The organism is Duganella sp. FT27W, from assembly GCF_009295655.1.
Lineage (GTDB): Bacteria > Pseudomonadota > Gammaproteobacteria > Burkholderiales > Burkholderiaceae_D > Rugamonas > Rugamonas zoogloeoides.
The window spans coordinates 958,599-979,016 of sequence record NZ_WHIV01000003.1; the positions used below are offsets into that span (position 1 = coordinate 958,599).

Below are 20,418 nucleotides of genomic sequence, written 5' to 3' on the forward strand. Positions count from 1 at the left end.
CGCGAAGAACCAGCATGGGCCAATACCTCGTCAGCATCGACCTTGGCACCACCAATACGGTGCTGGCCTACGCGGCGCCAGGCAGCTCCACCATCGAACTGTTCGAGATCGAGCAGCTGGTGGCGCCGGGCGAAATCGGCGCCGCCACCTTGCTGCCATCGGTGCGTTACCATCCGGCCGAAGGCGAATTCGCCGCCGGCGAACTGCAACTGCCGTGGCGCGATGCCGACGTCGCGGGCCTGGCGCAAGTGGTCACCGGCCGCCTGGCGCGCAAGCTCGGCGCGCAGGTGCCGGGCCGGTTGGTCAGCAGCGCCAAGAGCTGGCTGTCGCACCCGGGCGTCGATCGCACCGCGCCCATCCTGCCGTGGGGTGCGGAGGCGGACGTCGCCAAGGTGTCACCGGTGGCGGCCAGTGCGTCGTACCTGGCGCACCTGCGCGCCGCCTGGAACACCCGCTTCCCTGATCACCCGCTCGAACAGCAGCAACTGGTGCTGACCATCCCCGCGTCGTTCGACGAAGGCGCGCGCGCCCTCACCCTGCAAGCGGCGCGGCAAGCCGGTCTGCCGGCGCTGCGCCTGCTGGAAGAGCCGCAGGCGGCCTTTTACGACTGGCTGTACCGCCGACGCGCCACGCTGGCCCTTGATCTGGCAGACACGCGCCTGGCGCTGGTCTGCGACGTGGGCGGCGGCACCACCGACTTTTCATTGATCGAAGTCGCGCTCGTGAACGGCGCGCCGCAGATCAGCCGCATCGGCGTGGGCAACCACCTGATCCTCGGCGGCGACAATATGGACCTGGCGCTGGCGCACCTTGTGGAGTCGCGCCTGCCCGCATCCGGCGGTGCTGCGCCGGCGCGGCTGTCGGCCGGCCGCCTGGCGCAGTTGACGGAGCGCTGCCGCGCCACCAAGGAACAACTGCTGGCCACCAACGCCCCCGACAAGACGACCGTCACCCTGCTGGGCGCCGGCTCCAGGCTGATCGGCGGCTCGCGCTCGGCCGACCTTACCCGCGACGAAGTGGCGCAACTGGTGGTCGATGGCTTTTTCCCGATGAACGAGGAGCGTGAGCCGGCACGACGCGGCCGGGGCGCGATCATCGAGTTCGGCCTGCCCTACGCCAGCGACGCCGCCATCACGCGGCACCTGGCAGGCTTTCTGCGCCAGCATGCGCCGGCCGCGCGGGCAGCACTGGGCCTGGCGCCCGACGATTCCACCATCCCGGTGCCGGACACGCTGCTGCTCAACGGCGGCGTATTCCGCGCCGACGCGCTGGGCCAACGCCTGGAACAGGTGCTGGCTCTATGGCGCGGCGCGCCGTTGCGCGTGCTGCACAACGATAATCCCGACGTCGCCGTGGCGCGCGGTGGCGTGGCCTACGCGCTGGGCCAGTCCGGCCAGGCGCCGGTGATCGGCGGCGGTTCGCCGCGCAGCTATTTCCTGCTGCTCGACGACGAGCGGCCTGACAGGCCCCGCCGCGCCATCTGCCTGCTGCCGCGCGGCAGCGCCGAGAACCGCGAGCTGCTGCTGGCCGACCGCACCTTTGCCTTGCGCCTGGGGCGCCCGGTGCGCTTCCACATCGCGTCCTCGACGTCAGACGCGGTCACCCCGCAGGCCGGTGCGCTGGTGGACCTGCAACCGGACGACTACGTGCAGTTGCCGCCGATTGCCACCGTGCTGCGCGACAGCCACGCCGCCAGCAGCCGCAAGGAACTGCCCGTGCGGCTGGCTGCTACCCTGAGCGAAGTGGGCACGCTGGAAGTGCACTGCGTGGCCACCGACGGCGCCCAGCGCTGGCAGCTGGAGTTCCAGTTGCGTGGCGATACCGCCATTGCCGAAGACGACGACATCACTACCATCGACGGCACACCATCCCCCGATGCGGTCATGCCCGCCGGCCTGCCGGCCGCGCTGGAAAAAATCGACCGCATCTTCGGCAGCCGCGCGCTGCAAGTCGAACTGAAAGAAGTCAAACAGTTGCGTGGCCAGCTCGAACATTTGCTGGGCAGCCGCGAAAGCTGGACCACGCCCGTACTGCGGCGCCTGTGCGATGCGCTGATCGAGCGCGCACGCGGCCGGCGCCGCTCGTCCGAGCACGAACGCGCGTGGCTCAACCTGGCCGGCTACAGCCTGCGCCCCGGTTTCGGCCACCCGCTCGACGACTGGCGCATCGAGCAATTGTGGGCCTTGTACGAAACCGGCGTGCAGCACCACGGCGACGGCCAGGTATGCGCCGAATGGTGGACCCTGTGGCGCCGCGTGGCGGGCGGCCTATCGGTGGAAGCGCAACTGCGCGTGCTCGACGATTTCGCCTTCAACGTGCAGGCCGACGCCCAGGAACGCGGCCGCCGTCCGCACACGCTGGTGAACGGCAGCGAGGAAGACATGCTGCGCCTGGGCGCCTCGCTCGAACGCATCCCCGGCAGCTACAAGGCGGAGATCGGCGCATGGATGCTGGGCCGTCTCGACGCGGCCACCAAGGCTGCGACCAAGGCAGCGCTGAACAAGACGCGTGCCGGTGCGGCCAATGCCGGCAAGGCCGAAGCCACGCAGGCGCGCTTCCTGTGGGGCCTGTCCCGAGTGGGCGCACGCCAGCCATTCCACGGCAGTGCGCACGACGTGGTTGACGCAAGCACGGTGGCGCAATGGCTGGCGGCGATCCTCGCGCTGGACTGGAAAAAAGTGGAACCGGCCGGCTTTGCCGCCGCCCACCTGGCGCGCATGACGGGCGACCGCACGCGCGACATCGACGACACCTTGCGCGCCGAAATCCTGCGCCGGCTATCGGCCGTGGGCGCGCCTGCCAACTGGAGCGCGATGGTGCGCGACGTGGTGCAACTCGACCAGGCCGACGAAAAGCGCATGCTGGGCGAGGCGCTGCCGCCGGGGCTCAAGCTGCTCAGCTGAGCACCAGCCACACTACACCGCTAACCATCCTGCAATACGCACACAGTGCACTTGACCGAGAGGGATTCAGTTGCGGCGTTCGGCCGCGTAACCGGCCTGCTGCGCCACGAAACCATCAAAGGCATCGATCAAGGGTTTATAGCGTTCGGGCGCATGCTCGAGTTGCGAGAGCGCGTACGCAGTCGCCTCCAGCGTCGAAAGCTGGTCCGGCAAATGCGCCTTGCGGATCAGGTAGTGCGATGGCGGCGTATCGGTCAGCGGCAGCCGGGGCAGCGCCTGCAACAGCGGGTTCAGGTACAGCATCTTGCGGCTCTTGCGCCAGGTGCCGTCCAGCACAACCAGCCGCAGGCGCTGCGGTGCTGCCAACCAGGCCGGATCGAACGCCGGCGGCGTGGCGACACCGAGCGATTTTTCTTCCGCCGTCTCCGGGTACAGCAACACGTTGTGGCGGTCATCCGACAGCAATGCGCCCAGGCGGTCAGGCGCAAAGGTCTCGCCCACTTCCAGCCGGCTGCCGGCCAGGCACAGATGCAGCAAGCGCGCACTGCCCTTGGCATTGGCCACCTCCAGCGGATGCTGGAGCACCAGCACTTCCACCTGCGGAGAAATGACCGTCACCCAGCGGCAGATACAGGTGCGCTGCGGGCGCAGGCACGCCGGGCATTGCCGGCGTGCGGGTATTTTTGAAGGGGCGGTTGGGGCAGCGTGGTCGGTACGGGTGGTCATGGACCGGTATTCTACCGAAGCGCCGGCACCCCCGCGCCGGCGAGCTTGAATATGCTCACCACGTCGGCCAGCTTGGCCGACTGCTCCTGCATCGATTCGGCCGCCGCCGCCGCTTGCTCGACCAGCGCGGCGTTCTGCTGCGTCACCTGGTCCATTTGCGTGATGGCGTCGTTCACTTGCGCGATGCCCTGGCTTTGCTCGTCGCTGGCGTTGCTAATTTGCGTCATGATCTGCGTGACGCGGCCGATGCTGGTGACGATTTCGGACATGGTCTGGCCGGCCTTGTCCACCAGCTCCGAGCCCAGCGCCACTTTTTGCACCGAGTCGTCGATCAGGCCCTTGATGTCCTTGGCCGCCGCAGCAGAACGCTGCGCCAGGCTGCGCACTTCGGACGCCACGACCGCGAAGCCGCGTCCCTGCTCGCCGGCGCGCGCCGCTTCCACTGCCGCGTTCAACGCCAGGATGTTGGTCTGGAACGCAATGCTGTCGATCACGGAAATGATCTCGACGATCTTGCGCGACGAGTCATTGATCGAGCCCATGGTGTTGACTACCTCCCCGACCACCGAGCCGCCACGGCTGGCGATGTGCGAGGCATTGATCGCCAGCTCGTTGGCCTGGCGCGCATTCTCGGCGTTGAACTTGACGGTTGAAGTGAGTTCCTCCATCGACGACGCGGTCTCCTCGAGCGAGCTGGCTTGCTGCTCGGTGCGCGACGACAGGTCCTGGTTGCCGGCGGCGATTTCGGTGGATGCGGTGGCCATCAACTCGGTGCCCGTGCGTACCTGGGCGACAATGCCCACCAGGTTGGAATTCATCACCTTCAAGGCGTTCATCAGCTGCCCGGTTTCGTCGTTGCTGGTGACCTGGATGTCGCTGGTCAGATCGCCCGACGACACGGTTTCCGCCACCTTGAGCGCGGCGTTGATCGGCTGCGTGATGGTGCGGGTAATCCACCACGCGGCGGTCACGCCCAGCACGATGGCGGCCAGTCCGAGCAATACCAGCAGCGTGCGCCCGCTGGTGTACTGCTGCTGGATGGTGACAGCCGTGGCGTCGAGTAGCGCACCCTGTTTTTGCGAGAACGCGTCCAGCGCGCCCAGGTAGGCCACGCGGTCCTGCGCCATCTTGCCGTCGAAAATCTGCTTGCCCAGCGCCAGGTCGCCGGCCGCCTTGGCGGCAAACACCGACTTGCGCGAGGCGGTGTAGGCCTTGCGGGTATCGACCACGTTCTGGAACAGCGGCCGCAGTGCTTCTTCTTCGATCTCGGCGCCGATGCGGTCCTGGATTTCGGTGGCGCGGGCGGACGACTTGGTCATCAGGCCTTCGATCATCTTCTGATCTGCGGCATCGGCCACCATCCACGCGCCCATGGTGCGGGCGGCGTTGACTTCGACGATCTTGGTCCACTCGGCGATCAGGCGCTGGTCGCGGATCTTCACGTCGATCATGTGGTCGGTCATGGCGCTGGCGGCGCTCAGGCGCAGGATGCCGATGATGGTCATCGCCGTGAGCAGCACCAGGATCAGTGCAAAACCAAACCCCAGGCGCGTGCCGATTTTCAGATTTTTCATGGCGGACTCCTTCAAGAAACAGTCGAGTCCATGCTAGCACCGTTCGCCAAAATGTTACAGCGCAGAAAGTAACATTCGGTCGTGCGGTGCAGCAACGCAGCAACGGTCAGTTGTCAGACAAGGACGATCCGAGCAGCTCCTCGACACCGGCGACGGCGCCGGGATCCTTGATCACGGCCCGCAACCACAGGTGCAGCGGCATGTCGCCCCAGCTGGCAGCCTTGTCGGCCAGATAAGCCACCGGGCTGTGCGGCTCGGTGCGGCGGAAGAAATCGGCCACCAGCCGCAATTGCTGCAAGGCCTGCGCACGGTCGCGCGGCTGTACTGCAATTGCCACACTAATTGCCCCACCTGGTGGCGTCGTTCCCTGCGCGGCGCCGGCTGCCAGTGCCGGATGTTCGAGCGGCGCGCGGCCGCGCACCAGCGCCTGCAAGGCTTCGCGCGCCGGCGCGAACCCCGGCCCGTCGGCGCCCAGGCGCAGGTCGGCCACGCGTTCCAGGTCGCCCAGCATGGCGATGCAGTACTCGGTGTCGTCCTGCGGCGCCAGCCCGCCCTCGAACGCCATCTCGCGCACCAGCAGCGGCGTGCGGTTCAGCAGCCAGAACAGGTTGCCGATGCGCTGGTCGTAATCGCCGTCGTCGGCCAGCGGATACAGGCCGTCCCAGTAATGTTCGCACAGGCCGGTGAGCACGGCATAGCCGTCGCCCAGGCCGCGCAGGCCGCGCGTCCTGGCGTGGGCTTCGGCCAGCCACACGGCCAGGCGCATGTCCTTGCTGTGCGAGGCGATCATGGTGGCGCAGCGGCTGGCGACGAAGCCCCAGTCGGCCTCCTTGAGTTCCGCCACCCATTCGCCCTGGTCGAGGGTGGGATCGTCGCAGGTGCGGGCGCGGGCGATGGCGTCCACTTCGGCGCTGAACGACACATCGTCGCCGCACGCGCGCTCGGCGCTGATGGGCAACAGCATTTGGGCGATGCTGAACATGGCGGCCTCCCTTATTTGATCTGGTATTTGAACTGGCCCTGGCGGTTGGCGCCCACCTTGATTTTGGCGATCGCCGCGCCCTGCACCATTTTCTCCAGCACTGCTTCCGCGATCTCGGGCAGCAGGCTGCCGTTGAGAATATGATCGACGTTGCGGGCGCCGGAATCGACCTCGGTGCAGCGCGCCAGCACCGCGTCCACCAGCGCTTCGTCGTAGCTGAATTCCGCGTGGTGCTGCTGGTGAATGCGCTGGCCGATACGCGCCAGCTTGAGCGCAATGATCTGTGCCAGCACCGCGTCCGGGATCGGATAATACGGCACCACCTTCAGGCGCCCGAGCAAGGCCGGCTTGAAGTGTTTGACCAATTGCGGGCGCAGCAGCGCTTCGAGTTCCTCGACGGTGGGTGCGGTCGGCTGGTTCAGGCACGCCTGCATCACGGTGGCCGAGCCGGCGTTGGACGTGGCAATGATGATGGTGTTGCGGAAGTCGATCTCGCGGCCTTCGGCGTCGTCCATCACGCCCTTGTCGAACACCTGGAAGAACAGTTCCACCACGTCCGGATGAGCCTTTTCGATTTCATCGAGCAGCACCACGCTGTACGGATTGCGGCGCACCGCCTCGGTCAGCACGCCGCCCTGACCGTAGCCCACGTAGCCGGGCGGCGAGCCTTTCAGGCCCGAGACGCTGTGCGCTTCCTGGTACTCGCTCATGTTAATCGTCAGCAGTTTGCGCTCGCCGCCGTACAGCACATCGGCCAGCGCCAGCGCGGTCTCGGTCTTGCCCACGCCGGACGGTCCCACGAAAAGAAATACGCCTTTCGGCTTGTTCGGGTCGTCGAGGTTGGCCCGCGCCGTGCGCACGCGCTGCGCCACGGCGGCAATCGCATGCGGCTGACCCAGGATGCGCTCCTGCAGCGTGGACTGGAGTTTCAACACGGTGTTGATTTCGTCGCGGACCATCTTGCCGAGCGGGATGCCGGTCCAGCCGGAGACGATGGCCGCAACGGTCGCCGCATCAACCTCCACCGGCACCAGCGGCGCTTCACCCTGCAACGCTGCCAGTTCGGCTTTGAGCGTGCCCAATTCGCCACCTGCGCTGCGCTGACGGGTGATGGCGGCCACCACGCCTTGTTCGCGTTGCCAGCGCTGCGCCAGCCGGGCATGTTCCTCGGCCAGCGCCGCGCGGTGTTCGGCCAGCTGCGCCAGGCGCTTGCGGCGGATGGCGTCGGTGTCGCCATCGTCCTCGCGCTGCAAGGCGGTGGTCTCGGCGTCGATACGCTCCATGGCGCGCGCGGCGTTTTCCAGCAATGCGGGCGTGCCGCTTTGCGCCAGCGCCACGCGTGCGCACGCGGTATCGAGCACGCTCACAGCCTTGTCGGGCAATTGCCGGCCGCTGATGTAGCGGTGCGACAGCCGCACCGCCTCGGTCACGGCCTCGTCACGAATGCGGATGCCGAAATGGGACTCCATCAATGGCGCCATTGCGCGCAGCATGGCGCTGGCGATGTCTTCGCCTGGCTCTTCCACCTTGACGACCTGGAAGCGCCGCGCCAGCGCCGCATCTTTTTCAAAATACTGCTTGTATTCGCTCCAGGTGGTGGCGGCGATGGTGCGCAGTTCGCCGCGCGCCAGCGCCGGCTTGAGCAGGTTGGCAGCGTCGCTCTGACCAGCCGCACCGCCGGCGCCAATCATGGTGTGCGCTTCGTCGATGAACAGGATGATGCCGTGCGGGCTGTGCTTGACTTCGTCGATGACGTTTTTCAGGCGGTTCTCGAACTCGCCCTTGACGCTGGCGCCGGCCTGCAACAGTCCCATGTCCAGCGTGTGAATATCGACGCCTTTAAGCACCTCGGGCACGTCGCCGGCGGCGATGCGCAGCGCCAGCCCTTCCACCACGGCGGTCTTGCCCACGCCCGCCTCGCCGGTGAGGATGGGATTATTCTGGCGCCGGCGCAGCAGGATGTCGATCACCTGCCGCACTTCGGCCTCGCGCCCGATCACGGGATCGAGCTTGCCGTCGCGGGCCAGCTGCGTCAGGCACGTGGTGTACTGGTCCAGCGCCGGGGTGCGGGGGGCAAGCGGCACCGCACCGGGCGCGTCGCCCGGCGATGGGGTGGGCGCTGTGGCCTCCTCCTGCGAGCCGCGCGTGAATTTGTCAAGCCGGTGCTTGATCTCGTCGATCGGGATGCTGGCGAACAGCACCGAGGCCCGCTGCGCCAGTTGCGCCAACTCGGGATCGGTCAGCAAGGCCACCAGCAGGTGGCAGCTACGGATGCGCGCCGGCTGTTCGGTTTCCAGGGAAGCCAGCAGCCATGCGTGTTCGATCAGTTGCGGCAGCTGGCGCGAGAACACCGGCGTGCGCGTGCTGCCGGTCTTCAACTGGGCCACCTGCCGGTGCAGGTCCGCCTCCAGCCGGCCCAGGTCCACACCGCACTGGCGTGCGATGATGGCGAGGTCGCAGCGCTCCTGCTCCAGCAGCGCCAGCAGCAGGTGTTCGACCTCCACCTCGTACTGGCCCAGCGCCATGCAGATGCTGGCCGCGCGGGTGGCCGCCTGCCGCGTTGTGTCATTGAGTTTGCCGATCAGGGTTTTCAGATTCATCGTCATGGTGTGACTCCACGCGCGTTGCGGTTGATGGAATAGTGCAGCGAAGACGGTTGCAGCACGGCGTCGAAACTGACCGCCTCGCGTTGCGGCAATCCGGCCAGGGTGGCAGTGATGGCAAAGCTGATGCGATTGATGCTGCCGTGCTCGCGCTCCAGGCGCGCCTGTACCTGGCGCAGGCGCGGCTCGTGGCGCTCGATCGCGGCCTTGAGCGCGGCGCACACGCGGGCGCGGTCCTCCGCGCTGTTGAGACACAGGCCGGCAAAGTCGATCAGGCCGTAGTTGATGATCGAGCGCGCGCATTCGGGATAGGCACGCAGCAGTTCTTCCGGCAGCGCGCAGCGGGTGTTGAGCAAGTCTTCCAGGTCGCGCGCCACGCTGTCTTTGTACTGCTCCAGGGTCAGGCCGCCCGGGCGCGCGCCCAGCAGCCGGTCCAGCAGGCCGGGTGTGTAGCCGTTCATCGAAAGCCCCTGTCGAAAAAAAAGCCGGACCAGGACGGCCCGGCTGAAGACGCGCAGGTTTACACCACGCGATTGGCGGACAAGTCCCAACCGCCCGAGGTATTGCCGCCGGCGCCGCCGCTCACTTTTTGCTGGGTGTAGCGCCACTTGATCTTCGAGAACTTGAGCGACACGTCCTCGGTCAAAATGTCGCCTTCGGTCACGGTGGGATACACGGCGCCGATCAACACGTTCTCGATTTCGATCTCGTAGTACTTCACGCGCTCGCCCTGGGCATCGGCACGCATGAATTCGAACTTGGCCTTGGGGATGGTGCGGCCGGCAGCGCAGGTTTGCAGCAGGACCGGCGAGGCCAGGTCGGCCAGTTTCGACAGCACGATATCGCGATGTTCGCAACGCTCGGCGGTGTGGCCGCCGCCGGTGGACGACGTCGCGGAGCGCGGCTGTTCCACGCCGAAGCTGACCGATTTACACTCGATCCAGTCCTTGTGGCGGTCGTCGTTGGACTCGCCCTTGATACCATCGATTTGCAGATAGACGTCGATTGCCATTGCATGCTCCTGTTTCAGGTTGAACTACGGTAGTGAACTTCCGAAATTAACTGGTCGACTTCGGCAACTCCGCGACCAGACGGAGGGAAACGGACAGCTCGTCGAGCTGGAAATGCGGGCGCAGGAACGACACCGCGCGATACACGCCGGGCCGCCCCGGCACTTCGTGCACCTGCACCGACGCCTCGCGCAGCGGGAACTGCGCCTTCTGCTCCTGGCTGGCGTTATCGTCGAGCAGCACGTACTGCATCAGCCAGCGGTTGAGAAAGTCCTGGACGTTGGACGCGGCGGCAAAGCTGCCCACCTTGTCGCGCATCATGGCCTTCATGTAGTGGGCAATGCGCGAGACGGCGAAGATGTATTGCAGCTGCGACGACAGCACAGCGTTGGCATTGGCCGCATCGCTCGAGTACTTCCGGGCCTTTTGCGCCGACTGCGCGCCAAAGAAGGCGGCATACGCGGTGTTCTTGCAGTGCACCAGCGAGATGAAACCGAGGTCGCTCAGTTCCTTCTCGCGGCGGTCGGTAATCGCCACCTCGGTCGGACACTTGAGCGCTACTTCGCCCTGGTCGGTCTTGAAGGTATGGGTGGGCAGGTCGTCCACCAGGCCGCCGCCCTCCACGCCGCGTATCGCCGCGCACCAGCCGTAGTCGTCGAAGGCACGGGTCAGCTTGGCGCCGAAGGCGTAGGCGGCATTGCACCACATGTATTTCTGGTGATCGCTGCCATCGACTTCCTCGACAAAATTGAAGCCCTCCACCACGGTGCCGTCGGCCGGGTTGAATGGCAGGCGCCCCAAAAAGCGCGGCAGGGTCAGGCCCACGTAGCGCGAATCTTCCGATTCGCGGAACGCCTTCCACTTGGTGTATTCGACCGTATCGAACACCTTGGACAGGTCGCGCGGCTTGCCCAGGTCGCCGTAGGTATCGAGGCCAAACAGCTCGGGCGAAGCGGCCGTGATAAATGGTGCATGTGCGGCTGCCGCCACGTGCGACATCTGGTCGATGAAGTACATGTCCTCGGGCTGGCGCGAGATTTCGAAGTCGCCGAGCAGCGCCGCATATGGCGCGCCGCCGAAGGTGCCGAATTCTTCCTCGTAGATCTTCTTGAACATGGTGCTCTGGTCGAATTCCAGCGCGGCCTGGAAGTCTTTCACCAGCTCGCGCTTGGTGGCGTTGAGCATGCGGATTCTCACGCCCTGGCCGCTGGCCGAATTGGTCACCAGGTAATGCAGGCCGGTCCAGCTTTGCTCGAGCTTCTGGAACGCCGGCGCGTGCATGATGGCGCTCAACTGGCTCGAGATCAGGCGGTCCAGTTCCGCCACCCTGGAGTCGATGGTGGCGGTGAGGTTGTTCGACACCACCACCGTGCCGTCGAGAACCTGGTCCACCAGTTCGGCGATGATGTCGCGGGCGCGCGCATGTTCGACCGACGACTTGGCCACCTTGCTTTGCTCGACGATCTGGTCGAGCAGGTTGTCCGCCGGCGCGCTGGCGGTCGCGGTGGCCGGCTGCAGTTCCTGTAATTGTGCGGACATCTCAGTCTCCCTTGCCGGATTGGGCCGACTTGAGCGCGGCCAGCTTGTCGGTGTTGCCCAGCACTTCGCCGAGGATGTCTTCGAGCTTGTCGTTGCCGGCCAGCTTGTTGCGCAGGTCGGCCAGCTTGCCGCGCGCGTCCAGCAGTTTGGCGAGCGGCGCCACCTGGCGCACCACCGATTCGGGCCGGAAGTCGGCCATCGACTTGAAGTGCAGTTCCACGCCGATGCTGCTGTCATCGCCGGCCAGCATATTGGGCGCGCTGAAGCGCGCCACCGGATCGACGCCGCTCATCACCTCGTCGAAGTTTTCGACATCGATGCCGACGAACAGGCGGTCCTTGAGGCGCGTCTTGTCGGCGTCCGGATTGCCGCCGAAGTCGCCGACCACGCCGACGACAAACGGCAGTTCCTTGTTTTCCAGCGTATCGCCGATTTCCACGTCATACGTCATCTGCACGCGCGGCGGGCGCACGCGGGTCAGGCGCTTCTGAACACTTTCAGCTTTGGCCATGGCAGTTCCTTGGAGTGGGATGATGGGAGGCGGCTTACTTCAAGCCGCCGAAAGGGTCGTTGCTCGACTGGCTTTTCGCTGCGCCCTTGCGGGTGGTGGGGGCAGTTTTGGCGCGCACCGGTGGCGGCGGCGCCACGGTGGGCACCAGCACTTCTTCGCCCAGCGTAGTGCGCAGCAGCTTGGCCAGTTCGCGCGCCTCGGTGCGCAAGGAGCCATTGAGGTTGTTCTGGGCACTGAGGTCGGCCAACGCCTTGGTCGAGACCCGCAGGCCGCTCACCGCCACGATGCTGTTGGCCAGCGTATCGACCGGGTCGCGCCGCAGCGCCTCCTGGGCGTTGGTGATCGCCTCGCCGTAGCTGGCGCGGTCGAACTTGATCTGCGCCAGTTGCAGCCACGGCGCCTTGTCGGCCGGGTAGCTGGTGGCGGCCTCCTTGAGCAGCGCCTGCGCCTTGTCGCCCTGGCCGGCCTTGAGCGCGGCGTTGGCGTCGGCCAGCACGGTTTTCAGCGTGGCCGCCTTTGGTGGTTCGGTACGAATGTTCTCGCCGTCGGTCGCGCAGCCGGACAGCAGCACCAGCCCGGCGAAGGCGCCAGCCAGCGTGGTACGGGGCAAACCGGGCAACCATGTTCTGTTCGTGATCATCACACTCTCCTTTGCCTAACCATGAGGAAGGGGCCCATTATTCATGAACCAAACGGGCAGAAATTGCGCTTACGCAACTACCTCGGAGGTTGGTTTGCCTTTCCGATTTGCTTGCGCTCACGCAATAATCGAGGAGTCTCGATTGGCTCTAATGCAGAACTGTCCGCAGAAAGGAGTTCGCATGACCATTCCATCCAAGGTGCTGTGGGGCGAGGGCCTGTTCCTGCGGCCGCAGCATTTTCAGCAGCAGGACCGCTATCACGAGGCGCGCCTGAACCAGGTCGCGCTGGCGCTGCAACCGTTCCTGTGGGGCGTGCGCCGCATCGAGTGGGATCTCGACGCGCTCAAGGCGGACCGCCTGCGCCTGCAGGCGTTGTCGCTGATCTTCCGCGACGGCGAAATCTTCGACGCCCCCGGCAGCGAGCCGCTGCCGCCGGCCGTGGACCTGGCCGCGCTGCCTGCCGCGCTGCAGGAGGTGACGTGGTACGCCGCCCTGCCTGCGCTGGCGCCGGGCGGCGGTAATGCCGCCGGCGCGAAGGAATACCACCAGGGCGCCCGCTACAGCCAGGCCGCGCGCGAAACGGCCGACCTGTACACCGGCGCGGTGGGCGCCGACGTGGCGTTTTTAAAACAATCGGTGCGGCTGGTGTCGGACCAGGAACCGCTGGGCGCCTTCGACTGCGTGCCGGTGATACGGCTGCGGCGCACGGTGACCGGCGGCTTCGAACCCGATCCTGCGTTCATCCCGCCCACGTTGTCGATCGCTGGCGCACCGGCGCTCAAGGAGATGCTGGACCGGCTGATGGAAGCGCTGCAAGCGAAGGTGCAGTCGCTGCAAGGCCATATGCGGGAGCCGAGCCGCAACGTGATCGAATTCCGCTCCGGCGACGTGTCGTCGTTCTGGCTGCTGCACACGGTGAGCACGTCGGCCGCCACCCTGATGCACTACGTGCGCCATCCCGGCATGCACCCGGAGCGCCTGTTCGAATGCCTGCTCGCGCTGGCCGGCGCCATGATGACCTACTCCAAGCAGTACTCGCTGGTGCAACTGCCTGCCTACCGCCACGACGACCTGGCGCTGTGCTTCTCCAGCCTCGACCACATCATCCGCGACCTGCTCGATACCGTGATCTCGACCAGGTATTTTTCGATCGCGCTCAGCGAGGAGAAGCCCAGCTACCACCTGGGCAAACTCGATTCGGGCAAGATCGACCAGCGCACCACGCTGTACCTGGCGGTGGGCGCGGCGCTGTCGGCGCTGGAGCTGGTGGACGTGGTGCCGCTGCGCGTCAAAGTCGGTGCGCCCGACGACGTGGAAAAATGCGTGCTGTCGGCCATGCCAGGCGTGAAACTCACGCACGCGCCGCAAGTGCCGGCGGCCATTCCCGTTCAACCGGACACCTATTACTTCGCACTGGAGGGCAAGGGTATGTTGTATGAACATATGCTCAAGGCGCAGTCGATTTCGATTTACGTGCCGTCCGGGATCCGCGACCTGCGTCTGAACCTGATCGCGGTGACAGCATGAACGCCCACGTCGAACGGCGCGCCAATCCCACCCAGCTGGGCGGCCAGCGGCGCCAGATCCAGCCCGGCTACGGCCACGTGCAAACCCTGCTCGATTTGCTGCAGGAGGGTTTCTACCTACTGTTCATGCTCAGGAACGGCAGCGTACCGCCGGGCGAGGCGGCGTTCCTCGACAACATCACCGCGTACCTGGCCGACTTCGACCGCGAGGCACGCAAGCTGCGCGCCCACGGCGACGACATCGACGCCGCCAAGTACGCGTACTGCGCGGCGCTCGACGAGATCATCCTGTCATCGCAATTCCCGATGCGCGCAGCGTGGGAGCGCCGCCCGCTGCAACTGGTGATCTTCGGCGACCAACTGGCGGGCGAGCACTTCTTCGACCGCCTGGAGGCGCTGCGCAGCACCGGCGGCGCGCGCCTGGCCGCGCTGCAGGTGTTTCATATGTGCCTGCTGATCGGCTTCAAGGGCAAGTATGCGCTCGACAGCGGCGACAAGCTGGCCTACATGACTGCGCGCCTCGGCGACGAGATCGCCCACATCCAGGGCAAGAGCAAAGGCTTCGCGCCGCAGGCCGAGCGGCCCGACCAGATCGTCCACAAGCTGCGCACCAACACGCCGCTGTGGACCGCGTGCGCCTTGTTTGCGGTGTGCGGACTGGGGGCGTTCATCGGTTTGCGGGCGTCGCTGGCGAGCGAGTCGCGCGAGCGGCTGGCCGGATATTCGGACCTGGTCAAGCTGGCACCACGGCCGGCTTACGTGACGATTACCTTGCCTTAATAAGACGGACGCTCCGCCGGCGCGAAGCGACGGCCTCAAAATTCACTGCGCCACCCTGAACTCGATCCGCCGATTCCTGGCGCGCCCCTCCGCAGTAGTGTTCTCCGCCACCGGCCGATCCGGTCCCTGGCCCGACACCAGCACCATGTCCTGGCTCACGCCCTTCTCCGCCAGGTAGCTGCGCACCGTCTGCGCGCGGGCGTGGCTCAGCGCCAGGTTGCTCTCGCGCTGGCCCAGGTTGTCGGTGTGGCCGATCACCTCCACCTGCTTGCCCTTGACCTTGTGCAGCGCGGCCGCCATCTCGTCGAGGATCACCTTGCCCGAGTCGGCCAGCGTCGCCTTGCCGCTTTCGAACTCGATGATGCGCTTCGCCAGCGCCGCATCGAGCAGGTTCTGTTCCGCCGCGCTCACGCGCAAGCCATTGTTGACGGTATAGGTGGGATTGAGGCTGGTGGCGATGTCGCTGGCGATCTGCTGGCGCTGCGCCTCGTTGGCCACCTCGCCGCGCAAGGTGATATTGGTGCCGTCGATCTTGATCTCGCCCTTGGTGATCCACTTCAGGTTCGGGCCGATCAGCTTGAGCAGGTAACCGTGCCAGTTGGGCGGCAGCGATACCTGGGCGATCGCCACCTGGTCCACCACCCGCTCCGGCCCATACAGCTCACGCACGCGCGCCAGCAAGGCCGCCTTGCCGCCCTCGTCGGCGACAGCGCCGTTGACCACCACCTGGCCCGGGCGCGGGTCGCTCCCGGTCTGGGCAGACGCGGGAACCATCAACACAAACAATGCCGGCGCCAGGGCCGGCCAGATCGAACGCTGGCGCATCGGAGACTCCCAAGGATGATCAGACAAAGGTTTCGTGAAACAGCTCGCGGGCGGAGCGCAGCGAGAGCTGGCCCTGCTCCAGGTAGGCAGCCAGGGTCTGCACGGCGGCGTCGGCCGCCAGCGGCGCGTCGATCCAGCCGGTGTCGTCGAAGCCGACCTGGTGATCCGCCGCGCACTCGGGATCGATGATCGCCTGCAGCGTTTCCGGTGCGGCGCCGGCAAAGCCGATCACCAGCACCGGCAAGTCGCCGCTATCGACCAGGAACAGCGCCAGCTCCACGTCGGCCTGCTGCACGAACGGCGTCACCAGGTCGAGCCAGAAGGCGGCCACGAGGTAACGCACGCGCGTCGCTACCGGCAGCGGCAACACCAGGCTTTTGTCGAGACGCGTGGCGGTACCTGCACCAGCGTGCAGTACCGTCCGCAGCAGCAGACCCAGCGCCAGGATGGTGCGGCGTACCTGCGTGCGGCCCAGCAGCGCCTCCATCCCCGCTATCGTCTGGCGGTCGAGAAAATCGGTGAACACAATCTGGTGCTCGGCTGCGCCTGGGTCGAGATCGACGGTGGCGGCAGCCAGCGCCAGCAACGCCGGCTCCGGGTCGCACGCCGTCAGCACCTCGGCGGCCAGCACGTCCAGCGTAGTCCATAACGGCGCCAGCACCAGGGGGCTGAGCGCAGCGAAACCGCGCGGGTCGCCCACGTCGATCGCGCTCATGCCCAGGAACGGGTAGCGCCGCTGCGAAGCGTCGCTGCTGGCCGCCAGGTGGCCGCCGATGGCGCGCCGGCTGCGCGTGCCCACGAACGCGAAATGCACCGGGCGCAGGGCATCGTAATGCAGCTTCCAGCGCGGCGCGGCGCTCAGGCGGTTCATCACCTCGGCCAACCAGCCGTCGAGCAGGCTGGCCAGCGCCGGGTTGTCGGCCGCCTTGATGAAGTCTGCGCGTGCCGGCAGCTTGCCGAAGTAGCCGATGCGCGCCGCTTGAGGGCCGCCTTTCATGGTGCGGTCCCGGCGGCCGCCATGGCTGCTACGGCCGTCGCACCACCGGCAGCAATGCCCGCACCCACCACGGTCTCGGGCAATTGCATGCCCTTGAAGCGCTGGCCCGACGCTGGCGGCTCGGGATCATCGTTGCCGCTCTCAGGGCTGCTGATGATTTTCAGCCCCATTGCCACCGTCACCGTGCCGGTAGTCCAGCGCAGTTCGAACACGCCACCTTCGCGGCGCTGCTTGGCCGCCGCGTCGATCATCATTTTCAGACCCTGCGGGCCGGGATGGTTGAACACATCCACGCTGCGGCCATCCACGCCGGTGGCGGTGATGCGCGCGCCCTCGGCGCCGGTGGGGCCAGGATGGACCATGTGCGCCCACTGCGGCGGCGTATTGCGGTAGCGGAGCTGCTGACCATCGATATCGACCACGTATTCGAGCGCGCCGGGCGCTGGCAACGGCTGGATCTGGAACACGGTTTGCGGCGGGGTTTCGGCCCCGCCCGCGCCGTTCAGGGGCGCGATCCAGCCGGCAAAGCGCGTGGCCGTCTGCGGCGCCAGCGCAATGCCCATGTCGGCCCAGGTGCGCGGCGCCAGCACGTCGCCGCGCCTGACCACCAGCGGGCCCATGGCGGCGGTGGCGAACTTGGCAACCAGGCCATCCGGTCCGAAGAAGCGGGCGATGTCGGCGCCGGCCGCTTCGGTGCGGCCGTTCGGCGCGAACGGATACTTGTCGGCCAGCGTCTGCCGGAACGGCTCCACGACCTGCGCCAGCCAGGTCTTGTTGATTTCCGCCTCGGCCGGCGCGATCAGCACCGCGAAGGTTTGCATCAGCGGGCGTACCAGCAGCGGACGAATCGCCTGCTTCTGGCTGTCGCTCATACCGTTGAGCATCTGCTCGTCCACGTGGCGCAATGCGTCGGCCAGCTCGGAGCCGGTGCCTTCCAGCGTTTGCTGCATGAACTGGCGCGCGCCGGGACCGGGGTCGCCCTGGTTCTTGAGCTGGTTGAGGCGCCCGCGCAGCTTCGACAGGGTTTGCAGATAGCCGCCCAGCAGCGAGGCGTCCTTGTCCCGTGCGGCCAGCAGCTTCGCCACGCCGGCGAACTCGCGCCCGATCGGCCCCATGGGCTGGTCGCCTGCCTGCGGCAGTTGCAGGTTGACGTTGACCTGCGATGGCCCGCGACTCAGTACGCGGTTCTTGATCCAGTTGACGAAGCCGCTCTGCGCCGCCTTCAGTTCCGCGCTCATCACCGACGGGTTGTCCCACGAGGTTTGCTGGTCGATCGTGGTCAGCAGTTTCGCGATCGGCGACGCCTGCGGATCGCCGAGCCGGTTCATGGCAACGACAGCGGCGTCAAAACCATCGAGGTTGGCGATGGTGACGCCGGTGACGAATTTTTGCCATTCGCGCGCGTAGTCGGCTTTGTACAAATCGGTGAGGCCTTTCTGGATTTGCTCCGGGCTGCCTTCGAGCGTGAGGTCGTCGCGGGTAGCGCTCTTGAGCACCCAGTCGGTGCTTTGCAGCTCGCGCGCAGCCGCTTCGCGGAAGGCCGGCTGCACGTATTTTTCCCACGCCTCGCGGGTGTAGGCGCCGGCAATCGCATGGCTGCCGGCCACCAGCGCCTGGTCCTGCTCTCCCACCATGCGCGACACCGTCATCGCCGGGAAGCGGGTATTGGCGCGGGCGCGGATGTCGGCGTACACGCGTTCGCGCGCCGGCATGCCGCGCACCACGCGGCGCAGATGGTCGCGCGACTGGTCCACCAGCGCCAGCTTCGGCTCGATGCGCGGCCACGCCGGATCGGCTACTTGCGCCAGGTAAAACGTCAGCAGCCGCTCGGCCGCCTGGATCATCTGCTCGCGCGACATGGCGCCGCGCTGGCTCTCCAGCCAGCCGCGCCAGTAACGCGTGAGCTGGTCGTTCAGGTGGCCCGGTTCAGCGTGGCTTTTATCGGCCAGCATCAAATAGGTTTTCAGCGCGTTGTAGGCATCGTCCACGTTGACGGCAGACGCCTGCTGGAACTGCGCCGCCTCCGTGGCAGCGGGTGCTTCGGCACTCGGTGCTGCGGCGTCCGGTGCGCGCAGCTGGTCGGCGTGAGTGTTCATCGCCGTCAGCAGTTCTTCCAGGTTGGCCACCACCGGCCTGACCATCACCTCCTTGACGCCTGCAAAATACTCGGCGCGCAGCTTCTGCTCGAGCAGCTCCCCCTGGTACAGCCCCATGCGCAGCGACCAGGGACGCTCGTCACGGTAGCGTTCCAGCTGTTCGATGCGGTCCTGCAGGATCGCCAGCGCCTCCAGCCGCGACTGCAAATCGAGGCGCCCCTGTTGGAGCTTGATCACCTGGTCCAGGTCCGCCTGCACATTGCTCACCAGTTGGCGGTTGCCCAGGTAAGACCAGCCCCACCCGCCCAGCGCCCCGCCCAGCACCAGCATCGCCGTGAAAAACACCGCGTACGTCAGGCGCACCTTGTGGCGGCTGGCGTACTGCGACACCAGGTCCTTGTCGGCGAAGATGACGTTGCGGAACAGGTTGAACAGGAAGAAGCCCGAGTGGCCGGTGGCGGTGCGGTCATGTGCGCCCTGCTGCGGCGCCTGCAAGGCGAAGCGCTGCGCCACGCGCTGCGACTGCGCGCTGACCGGCAAGCCTTCCTGCAGCGCGCTGGTGAAGTAGTAGCCGCGAAACAGCGGTTTGAACTGGTACGGGTTTTCCTCGAACAGCGCGGCCAGGAAGGCCCGCAGCGGCGTGCGCAAGGTGGAGAATTCGAGCGGGAACGTGAACACGCCCGGCTCCATGCGGTCGCGCCGCTGCTGGCCCATGTTGGCGATCGAGAGCGCCTTGAGGCCGTCGCACAATTCGTCGAAGGTCTGGTCAAAGAACGCCAGTATCTGCTGGCTGGCGTTCTTGCGCTTGTACGGCATGGTGGCGCCCCAGACGCGTTCGCGTTCCGCCCGTTCGGCCTGGGCGAAAAATTCGCCGAAGCCGGCAACCAGGTCGGCCTTGGTGAACACCACGTACACGGGCGCGAATACTTCCAGCCGTTCGATCAGGTCCTGCACCCGTTTGCGCAGGCCGCGTGCGAGCTGGATGCCGGCCTCGGGATCGTCGCCACGCAGCTCGGCGATACTGACCGCGATCAGGATGCCGTTGATCGGCGCGCGGCGCCGGTATTTTTTCAGCAGGTCGAGAAAGCCGAACCACTCGGCGCGGTGTTCGTCCATCACCGAGTAGCGGCCGGCGGTGTCGAGCAGGATGCCGTCCGGCGTGAAGAACCAGTCGCAGTTGCGGGTGCCGGCCACGCCCTGCACCACCTTGCCATCGGCGAACGGGAACTGCAGGCCCGAGTTGGTGATCGCCGTGCTTTTGCCGGCTGCCGGATTACCGATGATCATGTACCACGGCAGCTCGTACAACGCGCGCGCACCGGAGACGATGCCCAGGCGCGAGCCCTTGATGGTGTCGATGGCCTTGAGCAGACCCTCGCGGATGGCCTTGACCTCTTCGAGTGACTGGTCGCGCTGGATGGTTTCGGCAGACGCTGGCGCAGCGATGGCCTGCGCCAGCTGTTCGGCGTCGCCGCGCGCGCGGCGACGGCGCCACCACCACACGCCACCGGCGATCAGCAGCATCAGGGCGGTGGCGCCCAGGGCCCAGATCAGCGCCAGTTCCAGCACTTCGGCGCCTAGGTAGAACAGCGCTGCCATCGCGATCAGACCGGCAATTGTCAGGCGGCGGGCATCGGTGATGTAGTTCCAGAATCGTCGCATCGGGGCACTCGCAGGCGGCAGGATTGGGCGCCTGGACCAAAGG

At 66.5% G+C, this 20,418-nt stretch carries 15 protein-coding genes; 3 read left to right on the forward strand and 12 right to left on the reverse strand.

Going from position 1 to position 20,418, the window contains the following annotated elements; translation table 11 throughout:
- The first annotated feature begins 14 nt into the window (after positions 1–14).
- Positions 15–2,903 (forward strand): Hsp70 family protein, encoded by a 2,889-nt coding sequence (locus F8197_RS16110; protein WP_152882703.1) that lies wholly within the window; start codon positions 15–17, stop codon positions 2,901–2,903.
- Between the two features lie 66 nt (positions 2,904–2,969).
- Here the strand turns inward: F8197_RS16110 and F8197_RS16115 are convergent, their stop codons facing one another.
- The 9 genes from F8197_RS16115 to F8197_RS16155 all read right to left on the reverse strand — a co-directional run bounded on the left by F8197_RS16115 (position 2,970) and on the right by F8197_RS16155 (position 12,488).
- A complete protein-coding gene (locus tag F8197_RS16115) occupies positions 2,970–3,629 on the reverse strand; it encodes a tRNA-uridine aminocarboxypropyltransferase (protein WP_152882704.1) in 660 nt (219 codons plus the stop codon).
- Positions 3,630–3,640: 11 nt separating this feature from the next.
- Positions 3,641–5,203, reverse strand: coding sequence for a methyl-accepting chemotaxis protein (locus F8197_RS16120; protein ID WP_152882705.1), 1,563 nt, complete (start codon positions 5,201–5,203; stop codon positions 3,641–3,643).
- A 106-nt stretch (positions 5,204–5,309) separates the two neighbouring features.
- Positions 5,310–6,185: a type VI secretion system protein TssA gene (gene tssA, locus F8197_RS16125; RefSeq protein WP_152882706.1), complete on the reverse strand. Its 876-nt coding sequence runs from the start codon at positions 6,183–6,185 to the stop codon at positions 5,310–5,312.
- A gap of 11 nt (positions 6,186–6,196) precedes the next feature.
- Positions 6,197–8,791, reverse strand: a complete 2,595-nt coding sequence (gene tssH / locus F8197_RS16130) for a type VI secretion system ATPase TssH (protein ID WP_152882707.1) — start codon at positions 8,789–8,791, stop codon at positions 6,197–6,199.
- Positions 8,788–9,249, reverse strand: a complete 462-nt coding sequence (tssE, locus tag F8197_RS16135; protein WP_152882708.1) for a type VI secretion system baseplate subunit TssE — start codon at positions 9,247–9,249, stop codon at positions 8,788–8,790. The genes tssH and tssE overlap by 4 nt, the downstream gene beginning before the upstream one ends.
- Before the next feature lie 59 nt (positions 9,250–9,308).
- Positions 9,309–9,800 carry a type VI secretion system tube protein Hcp gene (locus F8197_RS16140; RefSeq protein WP_019920410.1) on the reverse strand — a complete coding sequence of 164 codons (492 nt, stop codon included), beginning with the start codon at positions 9,798–9,800 and terminating at the stop codon, positions 9,309–9,311.
- Between the two features lie 46 nt (positions 9,801–9,846).
- Positions 9,847–11,337 (reverse strand): type VI secretion system contractile sheath large subunit, encoded by a 1,491-nt coding sequence (tssC, locus tag F8197_RS16145; RefSeq protein ID WP_152882709.1) that lies wholly within the window; start codon positions 11,335–11,337, stop codon positions 9,847–9,849.
- 1 nt (position 11,338) lies between these two features.
- Positions 11,339–11,848, reverse strand: a complete 510-nt coding sequence (gene tssB / locus F8197_RS16150; RefSeq protein ID WP_152882710.1) for a type VI secretion system contractile sheath small subunit — start codon at positions 11,846–11,848, stop codon at positions 11,339–11,341.
- 34 nt (positions 11,849–11,882) lie between these two features.
- Positions 11,883–12,488: a tetratricopeptide repeat protein gene (locus tag F8197_RS16155; RefSeq protein ID WP_227012274.1), complete on the reverse strand. Its 606-nt coding sequence runs from the start codon at positions 12,486–12,488 to the stop codon at positions 11,883–11,885.
- Positions 12,489–12,669: 181 nt separating this feature from the next.
- Here F8197_RS16155 and tssK point away from each other — a divergent pair, with 181 nt between their 5' ends.
- Positions 12,670–14,016, forward strand: coding sequence for a type VI secretion system baseplate subunit TssK (gene tssK / locus F8197_RS16160; RefSeq protein ID WP_152882711.1), 1,347 nt, complete (start codon positions 12,670–12,672; stop codon positions 14,014–14,016).
- Entirely contained in the window at positions 14,013–14,795 is a 783-nt protein-coding gene (gene icmH, locus F8197_RS16165) for a type IVB secretion system protein IcmH/DotU (protein ID WP_019920415.1), read from the forward strand. Before tssK ends, icmH begins: the two co-directional genes overlap by 4 nt.
- A 42-nt stretch (positions 14,796–14,837) precedes the next feature.
- On the opposite strand, the gene F8197_RS16170 is transcribed toward icmH, so the two are convergent.
- The 3 genes from F8197_RS16170 to tssM are packed head-to-tail and all read right to left on the reverse strand — an operon-like array spanning position 14,838 to position 20,375.
- The gene (locus F8197_RS16170) at positions 14,838–15,620 is read right to left on the reverse strand and encodes an OmpA family protein (RefSeq protein ID WP_152882712.1); all 783 of its coding nucleotides are present in this window, start codon (positions 15,618–15,620) and stop codon (positions 14,838–14,840) included.
- Positions 15,621–15,639: 19 nt separating this feature from the next.
- The gene (tagF, locus tag F8197_RS16175) at positions 15,640–16,617 is read right to left on the reverse strand and encodes a type VI secretion system-associated protein TagF (RefSeq protein ID WP_152882713.1); all 978 of its coding nucleotides are present in this window, start codon (positions 16,615–16,617) and stop codon (positions 15,640–15,642) included.
- Complete coding sequence (gene tssM / locus F8197_RS16180) at positions 16,614–20,375, reverse strand: type VI secretion system membrane subunit TssM (RefSeq protein WP_152882714.1); 3,762 nt, start codon at positions 20,373–20,375, stop codon at positions 16,614–16,616. Before tssM ends, tagF begins: the two co-directional genes overlap by 4 nt.
- Positions 20,376–20,418 lie beyond the last annotated feature (43 nt).